This window comes from Bacillus sp. AM1(2019) (genome assembly GCF_009906915.1).
GTDB lineage: Bacteria > Bacillota > Bacilli > Bacillales > Bacillaceae > Bacillus > Bacillus velezensis.
Window position 1 is genome coordinate 3,752,060 of record NZ_CP047644.1, and the last position, 18,891, is coordinate 3,770,950.

The 18,891-nt window shown below is 46.8% G+C and carries 22 protein-coding genes; 8 read left to right on the plus strand and 14 right to left on the minus strand.

Annotation, left to right across the window (positions count from 1 at the left end):
- Positions 1 to 124: 124 nt before the first annotated feature.
- Both GNE05_RS18605 and GNE05_RS18610 read right to left on the minus strand, forming a co-directional pair.
- The gene (locus tag GNE05_RS18605; protein ID WP_160183079.1) at positions 125 to 1,489 is read right to left on the minus strand and encodes an MFS transporter; all 1,365 of its coding nucleotides are present in this window, start codon (positions 1,487 to 1,489) and stop codon (positions 125 to 127) included.
- On the minus strand, positions 1,486 to 2,052 hold the full coding sequence (locus GNE05_RS18610; protein ID WP_012118644.1) for an isochorismatase family protein: 567 nt from the start codon (positions 2,050 to 2,052) through the stop codon (positions 1,486 to 1,488). Before GNE05_RS18610 ends, GNE05_RS18605 begins: the two co-directional genes overlap by 4 nt.
- Positions 2,053 to 2,304: 252 nt before the next feature.
- On the opposite strand from GNE05_RS18610, the gene GNE05_RS18615 reads away from it, so the two are divergent.
- Together GNE05_RS18615 and GNE05_RS18620 are read left to right on the plus strand one after the other, a co-directional pair.
- On the plus strand, positions 2,305 to 3,516 hold the full coding sequence (locus GNE05_RS18615; protein ID WP_003151223.1) for an ammonium transporter: 1,212 nt from the start codon (positions 2,305 to 2,307) through the stop codon (positions 3,514 to 3,516).
- 17 nt (positions 3,517 to 3,533) lie between these two features.
- Complete coding sequence (locus tag GNE05_RS18620; RefSeq protein WP_003151222.1) at positions 3,534 to 3,884, plus strand: P-II family nitrogen regulator; 351 nt, start codon at positions 3,534 to 3,536, stop codon at positions 3,882 to 3,884.
- A gap of 51 nt (positions 3,885 to 3,935) precedes the next feature.
- Here GNE05_RS18620 and ftsW read toward each other — a convergent pair whose 3' ends face one another.
- Positions 3,936 to 5,090, minus strand: coding sequence for a putative lipid II flippase FtsW (ftsW, locus tag GNE05_RS18625; protein ID WP_060562447.1), 1,155 nt, complete (start codon positions 5,088 to 5,090; stop codon positions 3,936 to 3,938).
- Between the two features lie 164 nt (positions 5,091 to 5,254).
- Between ftsW and GNE05_RS18630 the strand changes: the two genes are divergently transcribed.
- On the plus strand, positions 5,255 to 5,830 hold the full coding sequence (locus GNE05_RS18630; RefSeq protein ID WP_012118646.1) for an undecaprenyl-diphosphatase: 576 nt from the start codon (positions 5,255 to 5,257) through the stop codon (positions 5,828 to 5,830).
- A 17-nt stretch (positions 5,831 to 5,847) separates the two neighbouring features.
- Here GNE05_RS18630 and GNE05_RS18635 read toward each other — a convergent pair whose 3' ends face one another.
- Complete coding sequence (locus GNE05_RS18635; RefSeq protein ID WP_007407570.1) at positions 5,848 to 6,270, minus strand: VanZ family protein; 423 nt, start codon at positions 6,268 to 6,270, stop codon at positions 5,848 to 5,850.
- A gap of 91 nt (positions 6,271 to 6,361) precedes the next feature.
- Positions 6,362 to 7,231, minus strand: a complete 870-nt coding sequence (locus tag GNE05_RS18640; RefSeq protein WP_160183080.1) for a stage II sporulation protein SpoIIQ — start codon at positions 7,229 to 7,231, stop codon at positions 6,362 to 6,364.
- Positions 7,232 to 7,369: 138 nt separating this feature from the next.
- On the opposite strand from GNE05_RS18640, the gene GNE05_RS18645 reads away from it, so the two are divergent.
- Complete coding sequence (locus tag GNE05_RS18645; RefSeq protein WP_087920810.1) at positions 7,370 to 7,861, plus strand: GNAT family N-acetyltransferase; 492 nt, start codon at positions 7,370 to 7,372, stop codon at positions 7,859 to 7,861.
- Entirely contained in the window at positions 7,858 to 8,307 is a 450-nt protein-coding gene (locus GNE05_RS18650) for a DUF5362 family protein (RefSeq protein ID WP_007407573.1), read from the plus strand. The genes GNE05_RS18645 and GNE05_RS18650 overlap by 4 nt, the downstream gene beginning before the upstream one ends.
- Positions 8,308 to 8,338: 31 nt before the next feature.
- On the opposite strand, the gene GNE05_RS18655 is transcribed toward GNE05_RS18650, so the two are convergent.
- A complete protein-coding gene (locus tag GNE05_RS18655; protein WP_014419085.1) occupies positions 8,339 to 8,776 on the minus strand; it encodes a DUF5392 family protein in 438 nt (145 codons plus the stop codon).
- A gap of 220 nt (positions 8,777 to 8,996) precedes the next feature.
- Between GNE05_RS18655 and cls the strand changes: the two genes are divergently transcribed.
- The 3 genes from cls to xynA all read left to right on the plus strand — a co-directional run bounded on the left by cls (position 8,997) and on the right by xynA (position 12,052).
- Positions 8,997 to 10,445: a cardiolipin synthase gene (gene cls, locus GNE05_RS18660; protein WP_007407575.1), complete on the plus strand. Its 1,449-nt coding sequence runs from the start codon at positions 8,997 to 8,999 to the stop codon at positions 10,443 to 10,445.
- A gap of 135 nt (positions 10,446 to 10,580) precedes the next feature.
- Positions 10,581 to 10,967, plus strand: coding sequence for a DUF5362 family protein (locus tag GNE05_RS18665; protein WP_021494822.1), 387 nt, complete (start codon positions 10,581 to 10,583; stop codon positions 10,965 to 10,967).
- A 443-nt stretch (positions 10,968 to 11,410) separates the two neighbouring features.
- Positions 11,411 to 12,052: an endo-1,4-beta-xylanase XynA gene (xynA, locus tag GNE05_RS18670; protein WP_007407578.1), complete on the plus strand. Its 642-nt coding sequence runs from the start codon at positions 11,411 to 11,413 to the stop codon at positions 12,050 to 12,052.
- A 330-nt stretch (positions 12,053 to 12,382) separates the two neighbouring features.
- Here the strand turns inward: xynA and GNE05_RS18675 are convergent, their stop codons facing one another.
- The 8 genes from GNE05_RS18675 to moaA all read right to left on the minus strand — a co-directional run bounded on the left by GNE05_RS18675 (position 12,383) and on the right by moaA (position 18,886).
- Positions 12,383 to 12,787 carry an Rrf2 family transcriptional regulator gene (locus GNE05_RS18675; protein ID WP_003151203.1) on the minus strand — a complete coding sequence of 135 codons (405 nt, stop codon included), beginning with the start codon at positions 12,785 to 12,787 and terminating at the stop codon, positions 12,383 to 12,385.
- Between the two features lie 141 nt (positions 12,788 to 12,928).
- Positions 12,929 to 14,638 carry an urease subunit alpha gene (ureC, locus tag GNE05_RS18680; protein ID WP_007407580.1) on the minus strand — a complete coding sequence of 570 codons (1,710 nt, stop codon included), beginning with the start codon at positions 14,636 to 14,638 and terminating at the stop codon, positions 12,929 to 12,931.
- Positions 14,635 to 15,009 carry an urease subunit beta gene (ureB, locus tag GNE05_RS18685; RefSeq protein ID WP_017418746.1) on the minus strand — a complete coding sequence of 125 codons (375 nt, stop codon included), beginning with the start codon at positions 15,007 to 15,009 and terminating at the stop codon, positions 14,635 to 14,637. Before ureB ends, ureC begins: the two co-directional genes overlap by 4 nt.
- Positions 15,006 to 15,323 (minus strand): urease subunit gamma, encoded by a 318-nt coding sequence (gene ureA, locus GNE05_RS18690; RefSeq protein WP_007407581.1) that lies wholly within the window; start codon positions 15,321 to 15,323, stop codon positions 15,006 to 15,008. The genes ureB and ureA overlap by 4 nt, the downstream gene beginning before the upstream one ends.
- A 353-nt stretch (positions 15,324 to 15,676) precedes the next feature.
- Positions 15,677 to 15,865, minus strand: coding sequence for a CsbD family protein (locus GNE05_RS18695; protein WP_026092293.1), 189 nt, complete (start codon positions 15,863 to 15,865; stop codon positions 15,677 to 15,679).
- Between the two features lie 74 nt (positions 15,866 to 15,939).
- Positions 15,940 to 16,419, minus strand: coding sequence for a hypothetical protein (locus GNE05_RS18700; protein WP_025285407.1), 480 nt, complete (start codon positions 16,417 to 16,419; stop codon positions 15,940 to 15,942).
- Positions 16,420 to 16,540: 121 nt separating this feature from the next.
- On the minus strand, positions 16,541 to 17,671 hold the full coding sequence (locus tag GNE05_RS18705; protein WP_160183081.1) for a response regulator aspartate phosphatase: 1,131 nt from the start codon (positions 17,669 to 17,671) through the stop codon (positions 16,541 to 16,543).
- A gap of 189 nt (positions 17,672 to 17,860) precedes the next feature.
- Positions 17,861 to 18,886: a GTP 3',8-cyclase MoaA gene (gene moaA, locus GNE05_RS18710; RefSeq protein WP_160183082.1), complete on the minus strand. Its 1,026-nt coding sequence runs from the start codon at positions 18,884 to 18,886 to the stop codon at positions 17,861 to 17,863.
- Between the last annotated feature and the right edge of the window lie 5 nt (positions 18,887 to 18,891).

Sequence of the window (18,891 nt, forward strand, 5' to 3'; positions counted from 1 at the left end):
GAAAAAATATAACTGAAAATTCCGTAAATAACATTGGTCGCTGTCGACAATAATCGTTTTGATTTTTGAGCACATTACACAACAAAAAGAGACGGGGAGAGCCCGTCTCTTTTTGTTGCGCCTGTTAAGAGGCTTTTTTGAGGAGAACCGAAAACCGGAACGCCATCAAAAGGCTTACAGCGCCGACAACGATAAGAATCGTCCCAAGCATATGAAAATGGCCGGCGGTAATTTCTTTTCCGAAAAGAATGCCCAAAATGACAGAAGACAAAATCGAACCGAGATACCGGCAGGTCTGAAACAGGCCGGACGTTGTTCCGACCATGTCGGCGGGGCTCGTTGTCAGCATGGCCGCCTGAAACGTGACATTCCCGAAGCCGTAGCCGACACCCAGCACGGACAGGATCAGCCCTTTTCCTATCATGGGCGCCTGAAGAAAGAAAAACGTTAACAGCACCGCCCCGATCGCGGTCAGGCAGGTTCCGGCAATAATCGGCTGAAGAAGCCCTTTCTTATCTATCCATTTTCCGGTCAGAGGCGACACCAGAATACTCATGCCCGACATAAACAGCATAATCAATCCGCTTGTCTGAACGGACAAATGCATTTCATCCTGAAAATAGCTCGGAAGCCCGAAAAAGATGCAGTAAAAGAATATATTCAGCAAAATAAATTGAATATACACCGACGATAGTTTCCGATGCGTTTTAAACAGCCTGACATCAATAAACGGCTTCTCTGTTTTCAGCTCGCGCCAGATAAACAGCCCGACAAACAAAAGCCCGAATACGCCTTCTGTATAGTGAGGCTTCGTACTGAAGGACAATAAAAACGACAGGAGAAGGATAATCGCTCCGGCAAACAGGAGTATCCCGATCGTATCAAGCTGGCGGAGCACGCCTTTCAAGCCGCCGATCTCGCGTTTTTCATCTTTCGGAAACATATACATTCCGAGAAAAAAGCTGAGAATGATAAACGGCAGATTGACGAAAAAGATTGCCGGCCACCCTCCCCAAACGATCAGAAAACCGCCGAGAGTCGGACCGAGCGCCGTCATGGCTGATGCAAAGATTGACAGGACGGCCAGCGCCGAAGCCTGCTTCTCCCGTATATTGGAACGGATCAATCCGACGCCGGACGGATATATCGCGCTGCTTCCGATTGATTGAAAAAGCCGCATGATCAGCAAAGTCATAAAAGTCGGCGCAAACGGCGCGCCGACCGCCGAGACGGCAACAAGCAGAAGCCCGATCAAAAACAGCTTCTTCCTGCCGAGCATATCACCGAGCTTCCCGGTAACAGGCTGCGCCACCGCGCTGGCCAGATAAAAGGACGATATCAGCCAGGACACCGTTGTAAACGACAGGTGAAATTCATGCTGAATACTGTGAAGCGCAAGAGAAATCATCGACGAGTTCAATGGGTTCAGCATCGTCCCCGAAGCTACGGCCGTCAAGAACAGGACGCGGCTTTTTTTAGAGATTGTCATTTTGTCTGTGCGATAAATTCTTCCGTCGTCCGGCTTCTGCCGATTTTCGGGAAGATAAACTTGAGTGTCGCTTCGTGCTGTTCATCGCTGAATGTCGCCATCGCGTCAGTTACGAAAACTTGCTGATACCCGAGCTGAAAAGCTTCCCGCGCCGTGCTTTCCACCCCGATGTTTGTCGCAATCCCGCATAACACAATCGTGTCGATTCCCCGTCTTCTGAGCTGAAGGTCCAGGTCCGTGCCGAAAAACGCGCCCCACTGCCGTTTTGTTACCGTATAATCATTTTCTTTTACTCCGATGTCAGGCACAAATTCAGCCCAGTCCGCCGGCGGAGCCGAATGGCCCGCCGCCTCTTCATCCGTCAGCGGCTTCAGCGCATCCGCTCCGTCATGAAAATCCACGTTCACAAAGCTGATAAATCCGCCTTTTTCCCGGAACACATCAATTAATTTTTTCGCGTTCGGCACAACGGTACCGCTTTTATCAATAGGCACAATGCCTTTTTGTAAATCAATAAGGACCAAAGCCGTTTTTTCAAATTGCAGATTTAATGATGTTGTCATAATGATTCCTCCTGATGCAGTTAGTGTTTCTCACCCCGTTTATTTTACTCTTTCCCGGACAGGATTTCTTACGCCGTGCTCCGGCGCTCTTTTTATGGATATAAAGTCGCACGACACCCATTTGAAAAAGCAGCATTATGAACGCAAAAAACCATGTCAGATAACCTTACACGAAAATGTTTTATCGTTCTTTTTTCTCTATAATAATGAATTAATCACAATTACATTCTGAATGAGACGGAGGAATACAACATGCAGATGGGCGATACAGTATTTATGTTCTTTTGCGCTTTACTCGTGTGGCTGATGACCCCCGGGCTGGCTTTGTTTTACGGCGGAATGGTAAAAAGCAAAAATGTGCTCAGCACGGCGATGCATAGTTTTTCTTCTCTCGCCATCGTATCCGTCGTTTGGGTTTTGTACGGATATTCACTTGCTTTTGCCCCCGGCAATACATGGCTTGGCGGGATTGAATGGGCGGGGCTGAAGGGGGTCGGCTTTGAACCCGGAAGTTACAGTGATACGATCCCGCATTCCTTGTTCATGATGTTCCAAATGACGTTTGCCGTACTGACGACAGCCATTATTTCCGGAGCATTTGCTGAACGCATGAGATTCAGTGCTTTTCTTGTATTTTCCTTTTTGTGGGCTTCCCTCGTATATACGCCCGTTGCGCACTGGGTATGGGGCGGCGGCTGGATCGGCCAAATGGGCGCTCTTGACTTCGCAGGCGGAAACGTCGTCCACATTTCTTCCGGAGTCGCCGGGCTTGTGCTGGCGATTGTGCTCGGGAAACGCAAGGACGGCACGGCTGCTTCGCCTCACAACTTAATTTACACGTTCTTGGGCGGAGCGCTCATCTGGTTCGGATGGTTCGGCTTCAATGTCGGCAGCGCCCTCACGCTTGACAGTATCGCGATGTTTGCCTTCATTAACACAAACACCGCGGCTGCAGCCGGAATTATCGGCTGGATTTTAATCGAATGGATGCTGAATAAAAAACCGACCATGCTGGGCGCTGTATCGGGCGCAATCGCAGGGCTTGTCGCCATTACGCCGGCTGCCGGGTTCGTTACGCCGTTCTCTTCCATCGTAATCGGTTTCATCGGCGGGCTTGTCTGCTTTTGGGGCGTTTATTGGCTCAAAAAGACTTTCGGTTATGATGATGCGCTTGACGCTTTCGGCCTGCATGGGATCGGCGGGACATGGGGCGGCATCGCGACCGGTTTATTCGCAACCACTTCCGTCAATGACGGCGGGGCAAACGGGCTGTTTTACGGCGATCCGGGACTGCTCTGGAAGCAGATTGCGGCCATTGCGGCAACCTATGTATTTGTATTTATTGTCACTTTCGTTATCATTAAAATTGTAGGTCTGTTCATTCCCCTGCGCGCCAGTGAAGAAGAAGAGTCACTTGGGCTTGATTTAACGATGCACGGGGAAAAAGCATATCAGGACTTATAAAGTGAGGAGTGGCTTAGATGAGCGGTCAAATGTTCAAGGTAGAAATCGTTACGCGTCCGGCTAAGTTTGAAACATTGAAACAGGAACTCGGTAAAATCGGAGTCACATCGCTGACCTTCTCCAACGTACACGGATGCGGCCTTCAAAAAGCCCACACCGAACTGTACCGCGGAGTCAAAATTGAGAGCAATGTGTATGAACGGCTGAAAGTGGAAATCGTTGTCAGCAAGGTCCCCGTTGATCAAGTGGTGGAAACGGCGAAAAAAGTGCTAAAAACGGGAGAGCCCGGAGACGGCAAAATATTCGTCTATGAAATCGGAAACACGATTAATATCCGCACCGGAGAAGAAGGACCAGGAGCTTTATAAACAGGCAGAACGCCCGGAGACAGAAATGTCCCGGGCGTTTTTTCAGCTTCATTAAAAAGAAGAAACCTTTTTTTCATGCGGGACAGGCCGCTTATGCCGTACGGGTTGTTTTTTCGCATATGTACTGATATTGACCAGTATGCCGCACAAAAACAGCGTCATAATTAATGAAGAACCGCCGTAGCTGATAAACGGAAGCGGCACACCCGTAACCGGGAGAAGTCCGCTCATCGCTCCCAAATTCAATACAACCTGAAACATTAATTGAAACGTAATTCCGATGGCAAGAAGCTTCCCGAACGGGTCATCAGCCCGCACGGCCGTTTTTACGCCGAGAAGCATTAACGCAAAATATAATCCCAAAACGATCAGAACACCGAATATCCCCAGCTCTTCGCTGATCACGGCCATAATGAAATCGGTATGCGCCTCAGGCAGATAGTTCATTTTTTCAACACTGTTTCCAAGCCCTCTTCCGAAAAATCCGCCTCCGGAAATAGCAAAATAGGATTGAATCAGCTGATAGCCGTCCCCGTTCGCGTCACCAAACGGATTGGTAAAGGAAACGAGGCGCTTCACACGATAGGAGGCGGAAAATGCGAGATAAACAACCCCGGACACCGCCGTCGCGCCGAGCACGAACAGATGGCGCTTTTTCAAGCCGGCACATAATAAAATCGACCCGCACGCCGCCAGGATTAAGGAAGCCGTCCCTAAATCAGGCTCCGCCAATGTCAGCAGAAAAGCAGTTCCCAAAATCACTAAAGGCGGCAGAACCCCTTTCACAAATTGATGAATGTACGGCTGCTTTTTCGTATAAATCGAAGCGAAATACAAAATCATCGCGATCTTCGCCAATTCAGACGGCTGTACGACAAGCGGGCCCGCTCCCAGCCACCTGCGGGAGAAATTCCGCTCCAGCCCGATTCCCGGTATCAATACGAGCAGCAGCAATACCAGCGAACCGACCACAAACAGCGGTACAAGCCGCGCATACCGCTTATACGGCAGACAGGCGGCAAATAGAAATAAGCATAATCCGATCAGTAAAGAGACACTCTGCTTATGGAAGAAATAGGATGGATCTCCGTACCGCTGAGACCCCATCACATCACTGGCGCTATACACCATTAACAAGCCGAATCCGCAAAGCAGCATAATGACAAACACAAGCGGCAGATCGGCGTTTTTCAAACGTTTCAGCAACGGACAAAACTCCTTCGGCTATTCTTTTCCCGCATACTTGACGCACAGTAATACAGTCACGTTTCATTCTGTTTACTTTTTTATGATTATTTTTAATACCAATTGTGTCTCATAGAAAAAAGCATTACACTGTTCATATAAAATAAAGATAAAAGGTGATATTTGTGAATTACGAACTATTTAAAGCGATCAATGGTTTGTCGCACCATAGTGCCATTCTCGACTCTATCATGGTATTTATTACGGAATACGCCATTTACGCCTACGCCCTTTTCCTGCTTGCCATGTGGCTGTTCGGAAGCACAAAAGGCAGACAAAACGCCCTGTACGCGGGCTTCACGGGTGTTGCAGCGCTTATCGTCAACTACCTCATCACGAAGGTCTATATCGAGCCGCGCCCCTTTGTCGAGCATACGGTTCATACGCTGATCCCTCATGCCGCGGATGCTTCATTTCCAAGTGACCATACGACAGGCGCTTTGGCGATTTCAATTGCGATTCTGTTCCGCAACAAAAAACTCGGCTGGCCGCTTGTGATTTTCGGCCTTTTGACCGGCTTCTCAAGAATTTGGGTCGGCCACCATTATCCGATCGATGTGCTCGGAAGCATTATCGTTTCCCTCATTGTCGGATTCCTGCTGTTCAGATTTTCAAATGTGCTTCGTCCGATTGTCGATCTGATCGTGCGAATCTATGAAAGTATCGTTCATAAAAGCAAATCGACAAACCATAATATATAAAAAAAAGCCGGCGTCTGTCACAGACTGCCGGTTTTTGTATGTTTGGCTGTATGCTTTTTCCTTTGTAAAGCACAGAATGCGGCAATGCCGAGACTGTCAATCAGCACATCGCGGAGACATCCGTTTCTGCCGAAAAAGAGCTGGACGATTTCTGTCAGGAAAGCGGCGGCCAATGCATACAGCACTGCCCTCTTCATGCGCCTGCGCTCTCTGAAAAACAAATAGGCGAGCACAAAAAATGAAAACGCGTGCCCGAGCTTTTGAATCGCCGCTTCCGGTATGGCGAGCTCCGCCATATCGAACACAAAGAAACCGGACACATCCGGATGGGGCGTGAAACGGAAGGACACCGTCTGCGACACAATCATATCGTGAAAGCTTTCAGTCAAAGCCGAAACGAAAACAAAGACGAGCCACCCGGCCGCCAGACATTTATTCATTCAGCATCTCCTTCGTTTTCTACTAGTATAAAGGCACATGCGGCAATATGAAAAGCGCCTATCTGAGCTGATAGGCGCTTTGGGATCAAGATTACTTGCCCGAATCTTTCATTGAGCCGTCATCTTTACCATCTGTCTTGTCTTTTGTGCCGTCCTCTTTGTCACCCGGTTTTTCTTCGGTTTCTTTTTTAGGCGTCACATCTTTTTTCTCGGAAGACTGCTGAATTGACCCTTCCGTTTCTTCTGTCACAGCGTTTTTCTCTTCAGCCGCCGCTTTTTCAATAGATGTTACCGGCTTGTCCATAAAATTGAGCGGGTTCATCGCTACGCCGTCCTTGCGGATTTCAAAGTGCACGTGATTTCCGCTTTCTTCACTGTAAAGGTTTTTTCCGGATTTACCGATGACCTGGTTCTGCTTTACTTTGTCGCCCTGATCGACGCTGACTTCAGATAAAGACTGATAGACAGTAGACAGGCCGTCTGAGTGTTCAATTTCAACCACATGTCCCAGTACCGGGTCTTTAGCAGCTTTAACAACCGTACCGCTCAGAGAAGCAGAAACATCAAATGATTTTCCGTCTTTCTCAGCTAAGTCAATTCCTTTACTGAGGCTGTACGTGTTATTATAGTTAACAAGTGCTGCTTCTTTCTCTTTTTTTGCGGCATCAGTTTCATAAAACTTTTTCACAACAGAAACATTTTCAGAATGAGCAGCCGGCATTGCGACGTTTTCCATTGACTTGCCTACTTCGACGGCATCGTCTTTGCCGCTGTCATACGCGGAGTTTCCGCCGTTGTTCGTCAGATTGTCCTTCACATCATTCGAAACGGATTGATACCAAAGGACAGCTGTTAAAATGACGGCCGCACTGACTAAGTAGATTGCAGGGAATATCCAGCGTTTGCGAAAAAACCGCTGAAGTTTTTTGACTTGAGAAGTTTTCTTTTCTTCCTCTCTCATTTGTTCATCACCTCAGCAACATTCTGAACACTTTTCTGAAAATATATACACATCCATAAAAAACTTTTTTGGAAATAGTATGTGCAGATTGCACTTATTTATGTAATGAAATGTGAAGGGAGATCCCGGAATATGAATTTGACCCTGCGCAAAGCCGTATTGGAGGATTTAGATGCGGTGGTGGCCATATACAACTCGACGATTGCCTCACGGATGGTAACGGCTGATACGGAAGAAGTGACGCCCGCAGACCGGATGGATTGGTTTTTGCGGCACACGGACCGGCGCCCGCTGATGGTCGCGGAAGATGAGACCGGCAAAGTGGCGGCCTGGATCAGCTTTGAAACGTTTTACGGCCGTCCGGCCTATGACAAAACGGCGGAGATCAGCATCTATCTGCATCAGGATTGCCGCGGCAAAGGAGCAGGAAGCTTTCTGCTGAAAGAAGCCCTGGCACTCGCTCCGGCAATCGGCATCCGCAGCCTGATGGCTTTTATCTTCGGACATAATGTGCCGAGCATTAAGCTGTTTGAAAAATTCGGTTTTACCGAATGGGGCGTATTCCCGGGTATCGCCGAAATGGACGGAAAACGATATGACTTGAACATTTTAGGGAGAGAACTGTCATGATCACCATCGATAAAGACAAAGACGAAAACCAGCCGCTCAATAAAAAAGCCCGTTCCCTTGCCGACATCGCCAAATGGGGAAAGATCACCGCCGTGTTTCTGATCATCACGGGCTCTCTTTCCGCTCTGTCAGCCATTGTGACGCTGCTTGGAGCCATTCCGGGGGTCCTGCTCATCATTTCCGGCGTCATGCTGATGCGCTCGGCAAAAGCGGCGGCCGCCCTTCAGGAAGGACTAGAAGAAAACGCGGAAGAAAATATGCTTGCACATTACGCGTCATTTATCAAAATGCAGTTTTTTTACGCGGCTTCCAGTGTGGTATTGGGCATTCTCGCTTTTATTTTAGTCGTCATTTTCGCTGTCATCGGAATTATCGCTTATCACAGCACTGATACGTATGACACGCCTGATTCATATTACTATGAGAACGACCCTGTGTTTGAATGACAAAAAGAGCTGATCGCGCGTCAGCTCTTTTTTAATAAAGCATTTCTTTTTTCCGGTCTTCTTCCGTTAAAAATTCAATAAAGCTCTTCATCGCAGACGGCTCCTCGGCAATCAGCCGGGTATAGGCGCTTTTCCGTTCCTCGGACAGAATATCGCTTTTTCTGATTCTGTTCAGCATATAAAGGCGGATCGTTTTTTGCACCTGTTTCCGCTGATAGCCGGCTTCCTTAAACAACGCAAGACCCAAGGCCGCAAGGAGGGCAAAAATGCCGGCCGACACGAGAGCTCCTCTCCCGGAAGGGGCCTGAATCAAAAGCGATGCCAGATGAAACAGACTAAAAGCGGCGAGCGGGAAAGCAAGAAAACGGTAAATGATGCTTTTTTTCATCAGCGGCGCAATGGCAATTTGTATTTTCTGAATTTCTTTTTTTATGAATCCCGGCAATTGTTCCGCATGCTCCAGCTTCATGCCCTCTCCCCTTTGCTGTCATTTTTGTCTTCTTTTTCATATATGCATATTTTACCGCACCCGGAACTTTCTTTGAAAGAAAACTGCATTCATCTTTGATTCCGGCTCTTTATTCTTTCAAAATGTCAATGTTATAATTTGAAATGGGAATCAGATTGCTGCACTTGTCGGAATACTAATGGGCACAGTCTTGATAAATATGATATAGCGGGGTTGCAAAGTGAGCATTTCATTTATTTTATTCGGATTTTTTTTCGTTTTAAATATACTTTTGGCCGTCATCATGATTTTCAAAGAAAGACGCGATGCCAGCGCTTCATGGGCTTGGCTCTTGGTTCTTTTTTTTATTCCCATTTTAGGGTTTATTTTATACCTGTTATTCGGCCATAACCTGAGACGCAAGCATCTGTTTCAATGGGAGGACCGTAAAAAAATCGGGATTGAAAAGCTGCTGAAGTCTCAGCTGAAAGATCTGAAGTCGAGGCAATTCCAATTTAACAACAGAGCGACTGTGGATAATAAAGACCTCATCTATATGCTTGTCATGAACAACCACGCAGTCTTTACAGAGGATAATTCGGTGGAGATTTTGACGGACGGGCGCGATAAGTTCAAACGCTTAATGAAGGACATTTCCAACGCAAAAGATCACATTCACCTTCAATACTATATTTATAAAGGTGATGAACTGGGAAAAAAATTGCGCGATGCCTTAGTAAAAAAAGCACGGGAAGGCGTAAAAGTCAGAGTGTTATATGATGAACTCGGTTCAAGATCACTCAGAAAAAAATTCTTCAAACCGCTGCGGGACGCCGGCGGCCATGTGGAAGTCTTTTTTCCTTCCAGGCTTCGTCCGATTAATTTGCGGCTCAATTATCGGAATCACCGCAAGCTCGTCATCATTGACGGCGAAACCGGCTATGTCGGCGGCTTTAACGTCGGAGATGAATATCTCGGCCTGAATCCGAAATTCGGCTACTGGCGCGATACGCACCTCAGGCTTCAAGGCACGGCGGTACACGCCATTCAGACACGGTTTATCCTCGATTGGAACCAAGCCTCCCATCATCATACGCTCACATACGTTCCGAATCATTTTCCGGAATGCGAGCCGAAGGGCAATGTCGGGATGCAGATTGTCACGAGCGGACCGGACTCAGAATGGGAACAAATTAAAAACGGCTATATCAAGATGATCTCAACGGCCAAACGGTCGATCCTGATTCAGACGCCTTACTTTATTCCTGACTCAAGTCTTTTAGATGCCCTCAGGATCGCCTGTCTGTCAGGCATCGACGTCAAAATCATGATTCCGAACAAGCCGGATCACGCTTTCGTTTACTGGGCGACTTTATCTTACATCGGCGATCTTTTAAAAGCCGGAGCCTCAGTCTACATTTACGATAACGGCTTTATTCATGCAAAAACGATTGTCGTCGATGATGAGACGGCTTCCGTCGGTACGGCGAATATCGACGTCAGAAGCTTCAGACTTAATTTTGAAGTCAACGCCTTTATTTATGACGTCACCATCGCGAAAAAACTCATTTCCTCATTTAAAGAAGATCTGCTCGTCTCCAGAAAATATACGTATGAAGAATATCAGGAGCGTTCGCTGCGGATCCGCATTAAAGAATCGATTTCAAGACTTCTTTCGCCGATTTTGTAATTCCCGGGGTGTTTCTCGGGAATTTTCTGATACAAAAACGGACACGGCATGAAAAAACACATTTTATATTCAAAAGAATGACCGAATAGTGTATAAATGAAAAGTGAGTATTTTTTTGTAAAGGAGTGCCATAGTTTGAAACCTGAATCAGTGAATCGCTCGCTTATTTCTATTTCGAAATGGGGAAAAGCGACAGGTATTTTATTTATTATCGTGGGTGCGTTTGCGGCGCTGTCAGGCGCGTTTTTCTTTTTAATCGGAGCCATTCCCGGCGTTTTGCAGATCATTGCCGGCATTTTTCTGATGCGCTCGGCAAATGAAGCGGGACAGATGGCGGAGCAGTTCAATGAACTGACAGAGGAACATATGCTGGAGAATTATGCAAAGTTCGTGAAAATGCAGGGGATCTACCTGATTGTGACGGTCGGCTTGTCCGTTCTCGGCATCGTTCTTTTCGTTATCCTCATGACGCTCGGCATCGTGGACGACGCGTTTAATAATATTGATGCCAATACATATTAAAAAGAAAATCCCGGCGCATCCGCCCGGGATTTTTTCTTATTCCGCTTCTTCGGTAACGGGAAAGTTTTTCTGCTTTGGATTTTCCAATAACGCTGTCTGCAGATATTTTTTCGGACATTCCGGCTTCAGCTCAAAAAAGTTTTTTCAAATAAAACTTTTCCTCAGAGTTTCAACTGAAATCACTCAATTGTTCGACTGTTCCTGATCAGGTTTAGAAGCAAGAATTGTGATTCTGCAAAATAAGGATAAAAGCCATGGCGGAACAAGACCACTTTTAATACATTTTTTTGGGTCTTTGTAATTAAATTACAATTGCTCTTAATATTCACTCATGTATTCATGCTATTATATTGAAAGGAACGATCAAAAGCGTTGGCGTTCGTTAAATATTTACGAGTGCTGCCTCATGTCAAAGTCAGAAAAAATAGTATAGGAGGTAACATATGTTTAAGTTTAAAAAGAAATTCTTAGTTGGATTAACGGCAGCTTTCATGAGTATCAGCATGTTTTCGGCAACCGCCTCTGCAGCCGGCACAGATTACTGGCAAAATTGGACTGATGGGGGCGGAACAGTAAACGCAGTCAATGGATCTGGCGGGAATTACAGTGTTAATTGGTCTAATACCGGAAATTTCGTTGTTGGTAAAGGCTGGACTACAGGCTCGCCATTTAGAACAATAAACTATAATGCCGGAGTCTGGGCGCCGAATGGCAATGGATATTTGACTTTATATGGCTGGACGAGAGCACCTCTCATCGAATATTATGTAGTGGATTCATGGGGTACTTACAGACCTACCGGAACGTATAAAGGTACTGTAAAGAGTGATGGAGGTACATATGACATATATACAACGACACGTTATAACGCACCTTCCATTGATGGCGATAACACTACTTTTACGCAGTACTGGAGTGTTCGCCAGTCGAAGAGGCCGACTGGAAGCAACGCTGCAATCACTTTCAGCAATCATGTTAACGCATGGAAGAGCCATGGAATGAATCTGGGCAGTAATTGGGCTTATCAAGTCTTAGCGACAGAAGGATATAAAAGCAGCGGAAGTTCTAATGTAACAGTGTGGTAACAGCTCATCTTTAATTAGGGGCAGCTAACGGGCTGCTGATCGTTCCTAGAGAAATTTTATAATCATTGTTAAGAGGCGAACGGTTTTGGCATTGCTGGAGGCAGGGTATCATTTTTTGTTTAACTTGCTCACAGCTGACACCTTCACATAAGTCTTAAGCAAAATAAAAATATCCCGGTAACCACCTCCTTTAGTTTCGGAGGATTTCTTCATTAAACAGATCGCAATCCGCATCCAGGCGTGTCTGAATATGGAGCCAAAACCGCGATTTCCTCATTACTAATTGTAACCATTTTTGTTACACCGCTAGCGGCATGAACCCATCTCTTTTTAACAAAAGAGATGATTCATTACATCGTAAAGGGACTTGCTCGCAAGTTCATTCTCCATTGCCCGCTGTACGCTTCCGAACGTCTCATCGAGCGCGCGCTGAATATTTTTGCCGACCGGACAGTCGGGGTTCGGATTGTCGTGAACCGCAAAAAGCTCTTCCTTATTCTGCACCGCCCTGTAAACCTCTAAGAGGGTGATCTCCGACGGATCTTTTTTCAGGCTGGCTCCCGGAACACCCGCCCGGGATGTCAGAATACCCGCTTTTTTCAGCTGGCTGATCGTTCTCCGCACGACGACGGGATTGGTGTTTACGCTACCCGCAATCATATCCGATGACGCCCGTTCATCCGTTGAGATCAGCGATAGAATGTGAATGGCCACAGCAAGACGGCTGTTAATCATGTTTTTCACCACCGTTGTAACCACAATAGTTACATTTCATTTGTTTGTCAACTACTAATATACACTAAAACGGGCGGCAGGATGAAATCAAGTTGGCAATAGAAGTGTAAATAGGCCGGCGGGAAACCGGCCGGAGAGGGATTAAAATAAGAAATAACGCTGTCCGAGCGGAACATAGCTGACGGGCTGGCATGCCAGCTCTTCTCCGTCGGCGAACACCTGATAGGTTTTCGGATCGACTTGTATATTCGGCATCGCGTCATTCAGCTTCATGTCGAGCTTACTCAGCTTACGGATATTCCGTACGGGAGAAATCATTTTTTCAAGGCCGAGCTTTTCCGGCACACCGTTTGCGATACCGGCCTGGGACATAAATGTAATAGAGGTATTTCGGTTTGCTTTACCGTATGATGCGTACATCTGCCGCATAAACACGGGCTCAGGCGTCGGAATGGAAGCATTCGGATCTCCCATCTGGGCGCGGGCGATCATGCCGCCTTTGAGCACAAGTTCAGGTTTGACGCCGAAGAAAACCGGGTCCCATAGTACAAGGTCGGCGAGCTTTCCTTTTTCAACGGAACCGACTTCATGGCTCAGGCCGTGAGTGACGGCCGGGTTGATCGTGTATTTGGCGATATAGCGTTTGGCGCGCACATTGTCATTGCCGTTTTCTCCTGATAGAGCGCCGCGCTGTTTTTTCATTTTATCGGCAACCTGCCATGTCCGGATAATCACTTCTCCCACCCTGCCCATCGCCTGCGAGTCAGACGACGTCATGCTGATCGCGCCGATATCGTGCAGAATATCCTCCGCCGCAATGGTGGCCGCTCTGATGCGTGAATGACTGAACGCCACGTCTTCAGGCACTTTTGAATCTAAATGATGGCAGACCATCATCATATCAAGATGCTCGTCCATCGTGTTGACGGTATACGGGATCGTCGGCGTCGTAGAGGACGGCAGGATATTGGCGTAAGATGCGAGTTTCATAATATCCGGTGCGTGGCCTCCGCCGGCTCCCTCTATGTGATATGTATGGATAACCCGGTCGCCGATCGCATCAAGCGTATTTTCTAAAAAGCCCGCTTCATTAATCGTGTCTGTGTGGATCGCCACCTGAATGTCCGCCTCATCCGCTGCTTCCATGCAAGCTTTAATGGCGCTTGGCGTTGATCCCCAATCTTCATGCAGCTTCAGGCCGATCGCGCCTGCTTCCACCTGCTCGATCAGCGGCGCTTTATCGGATGCATTCCCTTTTCCTAAGAAACCGACGTTGATCGGAAACTCCTCGGCCGCTTCCAGCATTCTCGACATGTACCATGCACCGGATGTACAAGTCGTCGCTTTACTTCCCGTCGCAGGACCCGTTCCGCCGCCGAGAAGCGTGGTCACGCCTGAAGAAAGCGCGACTTCCATCTGCTGCGGGCAGATAAAGTGGATATGCGTATCCACCCCGCCGGCCGTTACGATTTTCCCTTCGCCGGAAATAACTTCTGTTCCGGCACCGATAATCATGTGCGGGTCCACCCCATCCATAATATCAGGATTGCCGCTTTTTCCGACGCCGACAATCCGGCCGTCCTTCACCCCGATATCCGCCTTGACGATTCCGGTATAATCCAGGATAACGGCGTTTGTAATGACCAGATCAAGCGCTCCGTCTTTCCCGGTGATACGCCCGTTCTGCCCCATGCCGTCCCGGATTGTTTTCCCTCCGCCGAAAATCATTTCTTCACCGTAATTCGTGAAATCTTTTTCGACTTCAATCCATAAATCCGTATCTCCGAGTCTGACTTTGTCTCCCGTTGTCGGTCCGAACAGTTCTGCGTATTGCTCACGTGACATTTTCATCGGATCGCCTCCTCCATCCATCCGGCTTTTTTAAGATTTGACAGAGTCTTCTCTTTTCCCCGCTCATCCATATACGTATCGGCCATGCCGTTGAGACCTCTGACCGTTTTTCGCCCTCCGATTTCCACGAGCGTGACGGTTTTCTCTTCTCCCGGTTCAAAACGGACAGATGTGCCTGACGGAATATCAAGGCGCATGCCGATTGCTTTGTCCCGATTGAAGGAAAGGGCGCCGTTGGCTTCGGCAAAATGAAAATGCGATCCTATCTGCACTGACCGTGTTCCGTTATTGGTGACTGACACCTCCAGCGTCTTCCGGCCTTCGTTAATGGTGATGGTTCCCTTTGCGACTTGAATCGCTCCCGGCTTCATGACTTCACCTCCGCTTTGATCGGCTGATGAACGGTGACAAGCTTAACCCCGTCCGGGAACGTCGCTTCCACCTGAATGCTGTCCAGCATTTCCGGAACGCCTTCCATAACATCTTTTTCCGTCAATACATTGCGGCCGGATTCCATCAGCTCAGCAACGCTTTTTCCGTCTCTCGCGCCTTCCATCAGATAACAGGTCAAATATGCGGCGGCTTCGGGATAATTCAGCAGAACGCCGCGCGCCTTCCGCTGCTTAGCGAGCTCTCCCGCCGTAAAAATAAGCAATTTTTCTTGTTCAACCGGTGTCAGTTTCATCTGTATTCCCCCTTAGTGATAGTCAAACACAATCCGCATGGTCATACCGAAACGATGCAGGCGGCCGTCACCCCCTTCACCTCATGAAATGTTAAGTGATAAAAGTTATTCGACGGTGAACGACCCGATTCCTTTTGCAGAAATTACCGATTTCTCATTTTTTTCTTCAACAAACGTTTAATCAAATGTGAAGAAAGGTTACATTCTATGTGAATATTATAAAGAAATCGCCGGGGAATTTATAGAATATTTAAAAATTTAGTGGATATTAACCAAATGAACTGGAATTTTTGTCATTTCTCATAACAAAAAGCCCAAAATATTTTGGGCTTTTGCTGTGTTTCACTATCAAATTAATCATCACTGAGTTTATCTTTCGTTTTGCCGACACCCTTTTGCAGGCTGCCTTTCGCTTTGTCTTTTTTACCTTCCGCTTTTAAGTCGGACTTGTCTGCCATGTCGCCTGCTTTGTCCTTTGCTTCCCCTTTCATTTTGTTCATGCCGCCTTTTACTTTGTCTTTTAAACCGTTATCTTCACTCATGATCTCTTCAGCTCCTTTTTTGTTCTGTGTACTTGTTTTCTTCCCTTTCAGCCCGAACACAAACATGTAAACTCTCAATTATTGATTTCACAGCGTTCCCCGTAGCGGAGCACTTTGTAAACAGCCAATCCGTCTGACAGCTTATTATCCCCGTATTGCACCGGCAGAAGGGCAAAGAAAACATAATAAGTTGAAAAATAGACAAATTGGTAAAAAAATAAGTTTGGCTCGAGGACATCTTTCATGATCAGCAGATTTACTAAAAAGATAGAAGCGATATTAAACAGACAGCCTCCGGAATAGACGAGCGCGCTCGTCAGACGGTTATCTATCCGCAATTCGCCGAACTTGCAGAAAGAATCTATGAAGTAGATACGCCGAACCTGAATCGGCCCTACTTTTAAAAGACGTTTCCCCATTCCGATATCCAATGATGCCTTGCCTCCGAACAGCATGGCCATAAAGCTGTGTCCCGACACATGAATGACAGACACCATCGGCAGAATGATGAGAAATGATACGAAAAACTTTATCATATCATTGAATCCGAACAACAAATCCCTCCTTCCCATCGTACTTTTTTCTCTCTTTTGCGATTTTTCCGTTTTTTTCTATGGTCAAACGTTATGATGTGCATAAAAAAATAACCATCTGCTGATCAGATGGTTAAGAAAATTATATATCGTATAAACATTGTTCTTTTTGAATGTTTTCTCTCATGCGAATCGCTTTTTCATAAAAATACGCCGCTTCTTTATATTGCTCATGTGCGCTTGTGTAAACGGCGGCCTCCAAGGCGAAATCTTCGATATACACATACAGCGATTTTTCATTCATATAGTCAAACACTTCATGGATTAAATCCATATTGAGTGACTCTAAATAAAGCGCTTGTAAAAACTTATACTTCTCTAAACTGAATCGATCGCCCCGTTCTTTCGCGATCATGACCCCTCTTTCATAATAGGTAAGGGCCGCTTGGTCATCATGCATCCTGAAAAGGGTGTGCGTTAAGCTGAACAGCGCCTTCGGAAGCTGTTCAAGCTGATGCTCTTCAAAAACGGGAACCGCTTTTCTAAAGTACCGGGCCGCTTCATCCAGATCGCGCTTTTCAGAATAACAATTCCCCAGATTGTAAAGCGAAGACCCGATCAGGCGGGGCTGTCCTTCAAGCAAAGAAAGGCGGAGGGCTTCGTCTAAATGCTCAAGCGCTTTGTCGTAGTTTTTGCAGTCGATGTAGTTTCCTGAGATGACGAAATGGCATTGAATTCTCCGCACTCTATAGAAATCGTGTTTCATATACGTATCCAGCGCCTGAATCCCGTGATTCATGGAAAAATGAGTCTGCTTCATGACATAAAACACTTCAGACATCTTGAAATGGAATTCCGCCCTCTCTATATCATCCTCGACAAATGAAAGGAGTTTTTCCGCTTTCCGGTAAAAAGAAATAGCCGCAACATAGTTATTGTGATCGAATTCATACATCCCTCTGAACAAATGGAAATAATACTCAGACAGTCCCGATATGCTGTCCGTGCTTTCGATCGTCTTTTGCAGCTCGCTGTACTGAATCTGTGATTGTTCGGTGCATTCCGGCTTGACGTAATCAAGCATAATATGATGGCGGTAGCTGATCAGCTGATAATATAACAGCAGCAGCTGGTCTTCCTCCATACGTTGTATATCCTCATCAATTTCTTCTTTCAGCTTTATGGCATCAGCCGCTTGAAACGCTAAAATGTGCTTGTACCATTTGTTGATCTTGACTCCAACTTGAGATGACGGAATCTCGTATGCGGTCATGCCCCTTTCACAACCTTTTCTAATTTCTATTGGTTATATTTTAACATATTGTATGGCTTTGGAATTGCATAACTTGATTGTCCTGCATCAAAATTCCTATCATATATTTCGGCTGTCATCGGTATTTTTTGAACAGACCGCTCTATATTGTGAATAAAAAAGCCTGCCCTTGTCCGGGCAAGCTTTTCTTCATCCGCCTATATAAGACATTTCCACTTTCTTTTTTCCATCCGTTTTAGAAAGCGCGCGGTCAGTTGAATACTGATCCGTGCGATTTCTCCAGACAGAAGCGATGGATTCCGTCAATTCATCATCGGTCAGACCGCCGCGCACGAGTTTCCGAACATCATAGCCGCTTGACGCAAACAGGCACGTAAACAGCTCGCCTCTCGCCGACAGGCGCGCTCTGTTGCAGGAGGCGCAGAATGCATCCGAGACGGAGGAAATCACGCCGATTTCGCCGGAACCGTCAAGATAGCGGAACCTGGAAGCGACCTCTCCTTTATAATTCGCTTCTATCGGCTCCGTCGGCATGTGCTGGTTGATCAGATCAATAATCTCTGCCTTCGTGATCACGTCTTTTTTATTCCATTGATTCGTATTGCCTACATCCATAAATTCAATAAACCGGAGAATATGACCCTTTTCTTTAAAATAGCGGGCCATCGGCAGGATATCATTTTCATTGACGCCCTTTTGAACAACCATATTGATTTTCACACCAAGTCCGGCCGCTTTTGCCGCCTCAATGCCCTCAAGCACCTTGTTCACCGAAACCCCGCGGCCGTTAATGGCCTTAAACCGCTCATCCTCTAAAGAATCGAGGCTGACTGTCACGCGATGCAGCCCCGCCTGCTTCAGTTTTTCCGCATACACGGGAAGCAGAGAGCCGTTTGTCGTCATCGCGATATCTTTAAGTCCGGGGATGCGCGCAAGTTTTTTGATCAATTCAGGCATATCTTTTCTCATGAGCGGCTCTCCGCCCGTCAGCCTGATTTTTTCAACGCCGAAGCGGCCGACAAACAGCTTCGCAAGCCGCTCAAGCTCCTCGAAGGAGAGCAATTCCGTCTTTTGTAAAAATGGATAATCCGGTCCGAATAATTCGGCTGGCATACAGTACGTGCATCTGAAGTTGCAGCGGTCGGTTACAGAGATACGAAGATCCCTGAGCGGCCTTTCCCTTTTGTCTGTCACCCGGCGCGTTTCTGTATTCATAAGCC

What these genes read in the sequence shown, in the direction of transcription:
- ureA (WP_007407581.1), bottom strand. Translation starts at nt 15,323, where the DNA reads ATGAAACTGACACCGGTTGAACAAGAAAAATTGCTTATTTTTACGGCG.
- xynA (WP_007407578.1), top strand. Translation starts at nt 11,411, where the DNA reads ATGTTTAAGTTTAAAAAGAAATTCTTAGTTGGATTAACGGCAGCTTTC.
- ureB (WP_017418746.1), bottom strand. Translation starts at nt 15,009, where the DNA reads ATGAAGCCGGGAGCGATTCAAGTCGCAAAGGGAACCATCACCATTAAC.
- GNE05_RS18605 (WP_160183079.1), bottom strand. Translation starts at nt 1,489, where the DNA reads ATGACAATCTCTAAAAAAAGCCGCGTCCTGTTCTTGACGGCCGTAGCT.
- GNE05_RS18615 (WP_003151223.1), top strand. Translation starts at nt 2,305, where the DNA reads ATGCAGATGGGCGATACAGTATTTATGTTCTTTTGCGCTTTACTCGTG.
- moaA (WP_160183082.1), bottom strand. Translation starts at nt 18,886, where the DNA reads ATGAATACAGAAACGCGCCGGGTGACAGACAAAAGGGAAAGGCCGCTC.
- GNE05_RS18675 (WP_003151203.1), bottom strand. Translation starts at nt 12,787, where the DNA reads ATGATTAACAGCCGTCTTGCTGTGGCCATTCACATTCTATCGCTGATC.
- GNE05_RS18655 (WP_014419085.1), bottom strand. Translation starts at nt 8,776, where the DNA reads ATGAAGCTGGAGCATGCGGAACAATTGCCGGGATTCATAAAAAAAGAA.
- GNE05_RS18695 (WP_026092293.1), bottom strand. Translation starts at nt 15,865, where the DNA reads ATGAGTGAAGATAACGGTTTAAAAGACAAAGTAAAAGGCGGCATGAAC.
- GNE05_RS18620 (WP_003151222.1), top strand. Translation starts at nt 3,534, where the DNA reads ATGAGCGGTCAAATGTTCAAGGTAGAAATCGTTACGCGTCCGGCTAAG.
- GNE05_RS18640 (WP_160183080.1), bottom strand. Translation starts at nt 7,231, where the DNA reads ATGAGAGAGGAAGAAAAGAAAACTTCTCAAGTCAAAAAACTTCAGCGG.
- GNE05_RS18705 (WP_160183081.1), bottom strand. Translation starts at nt 17,671, where the DNA reads ATGACCGCATACGAGATTCCGTCATCTCAAGTTGGAGTCAAGATCAAC.
- GNE05_RS18610 (WP_012118644.1), bottom strand. Translation starts at nt 2,052, where the DNA reads ATGACAACATCATTAAATCTGCAATTTGAAAAAACGGCTTTGGTCCTT.
- ureC (WP_007407580.1), bottom strand. Translation starts at nt 14,638, where the DNA reads ATGAAAATGTCACGTGAGCAATACGCAGAACTGTTCGGACCGACAACG.
- GNE05_RS18650 (WP_007407573.1), top strand. Translation starts at nt 7,858, where the DNA reads ATGATCACCATCGATAAAGACAAAGACGAAAACCAGCCGCTCAATAAA.
- GNE05_RS18635 (WP_007407570.1), bottom strand. Translation starts at nt 6,270, where the DNA reads ATGAATAAATGTCTGGCGGCCGGGTGGCTCGTCTTTGTTTTCGTTTCG.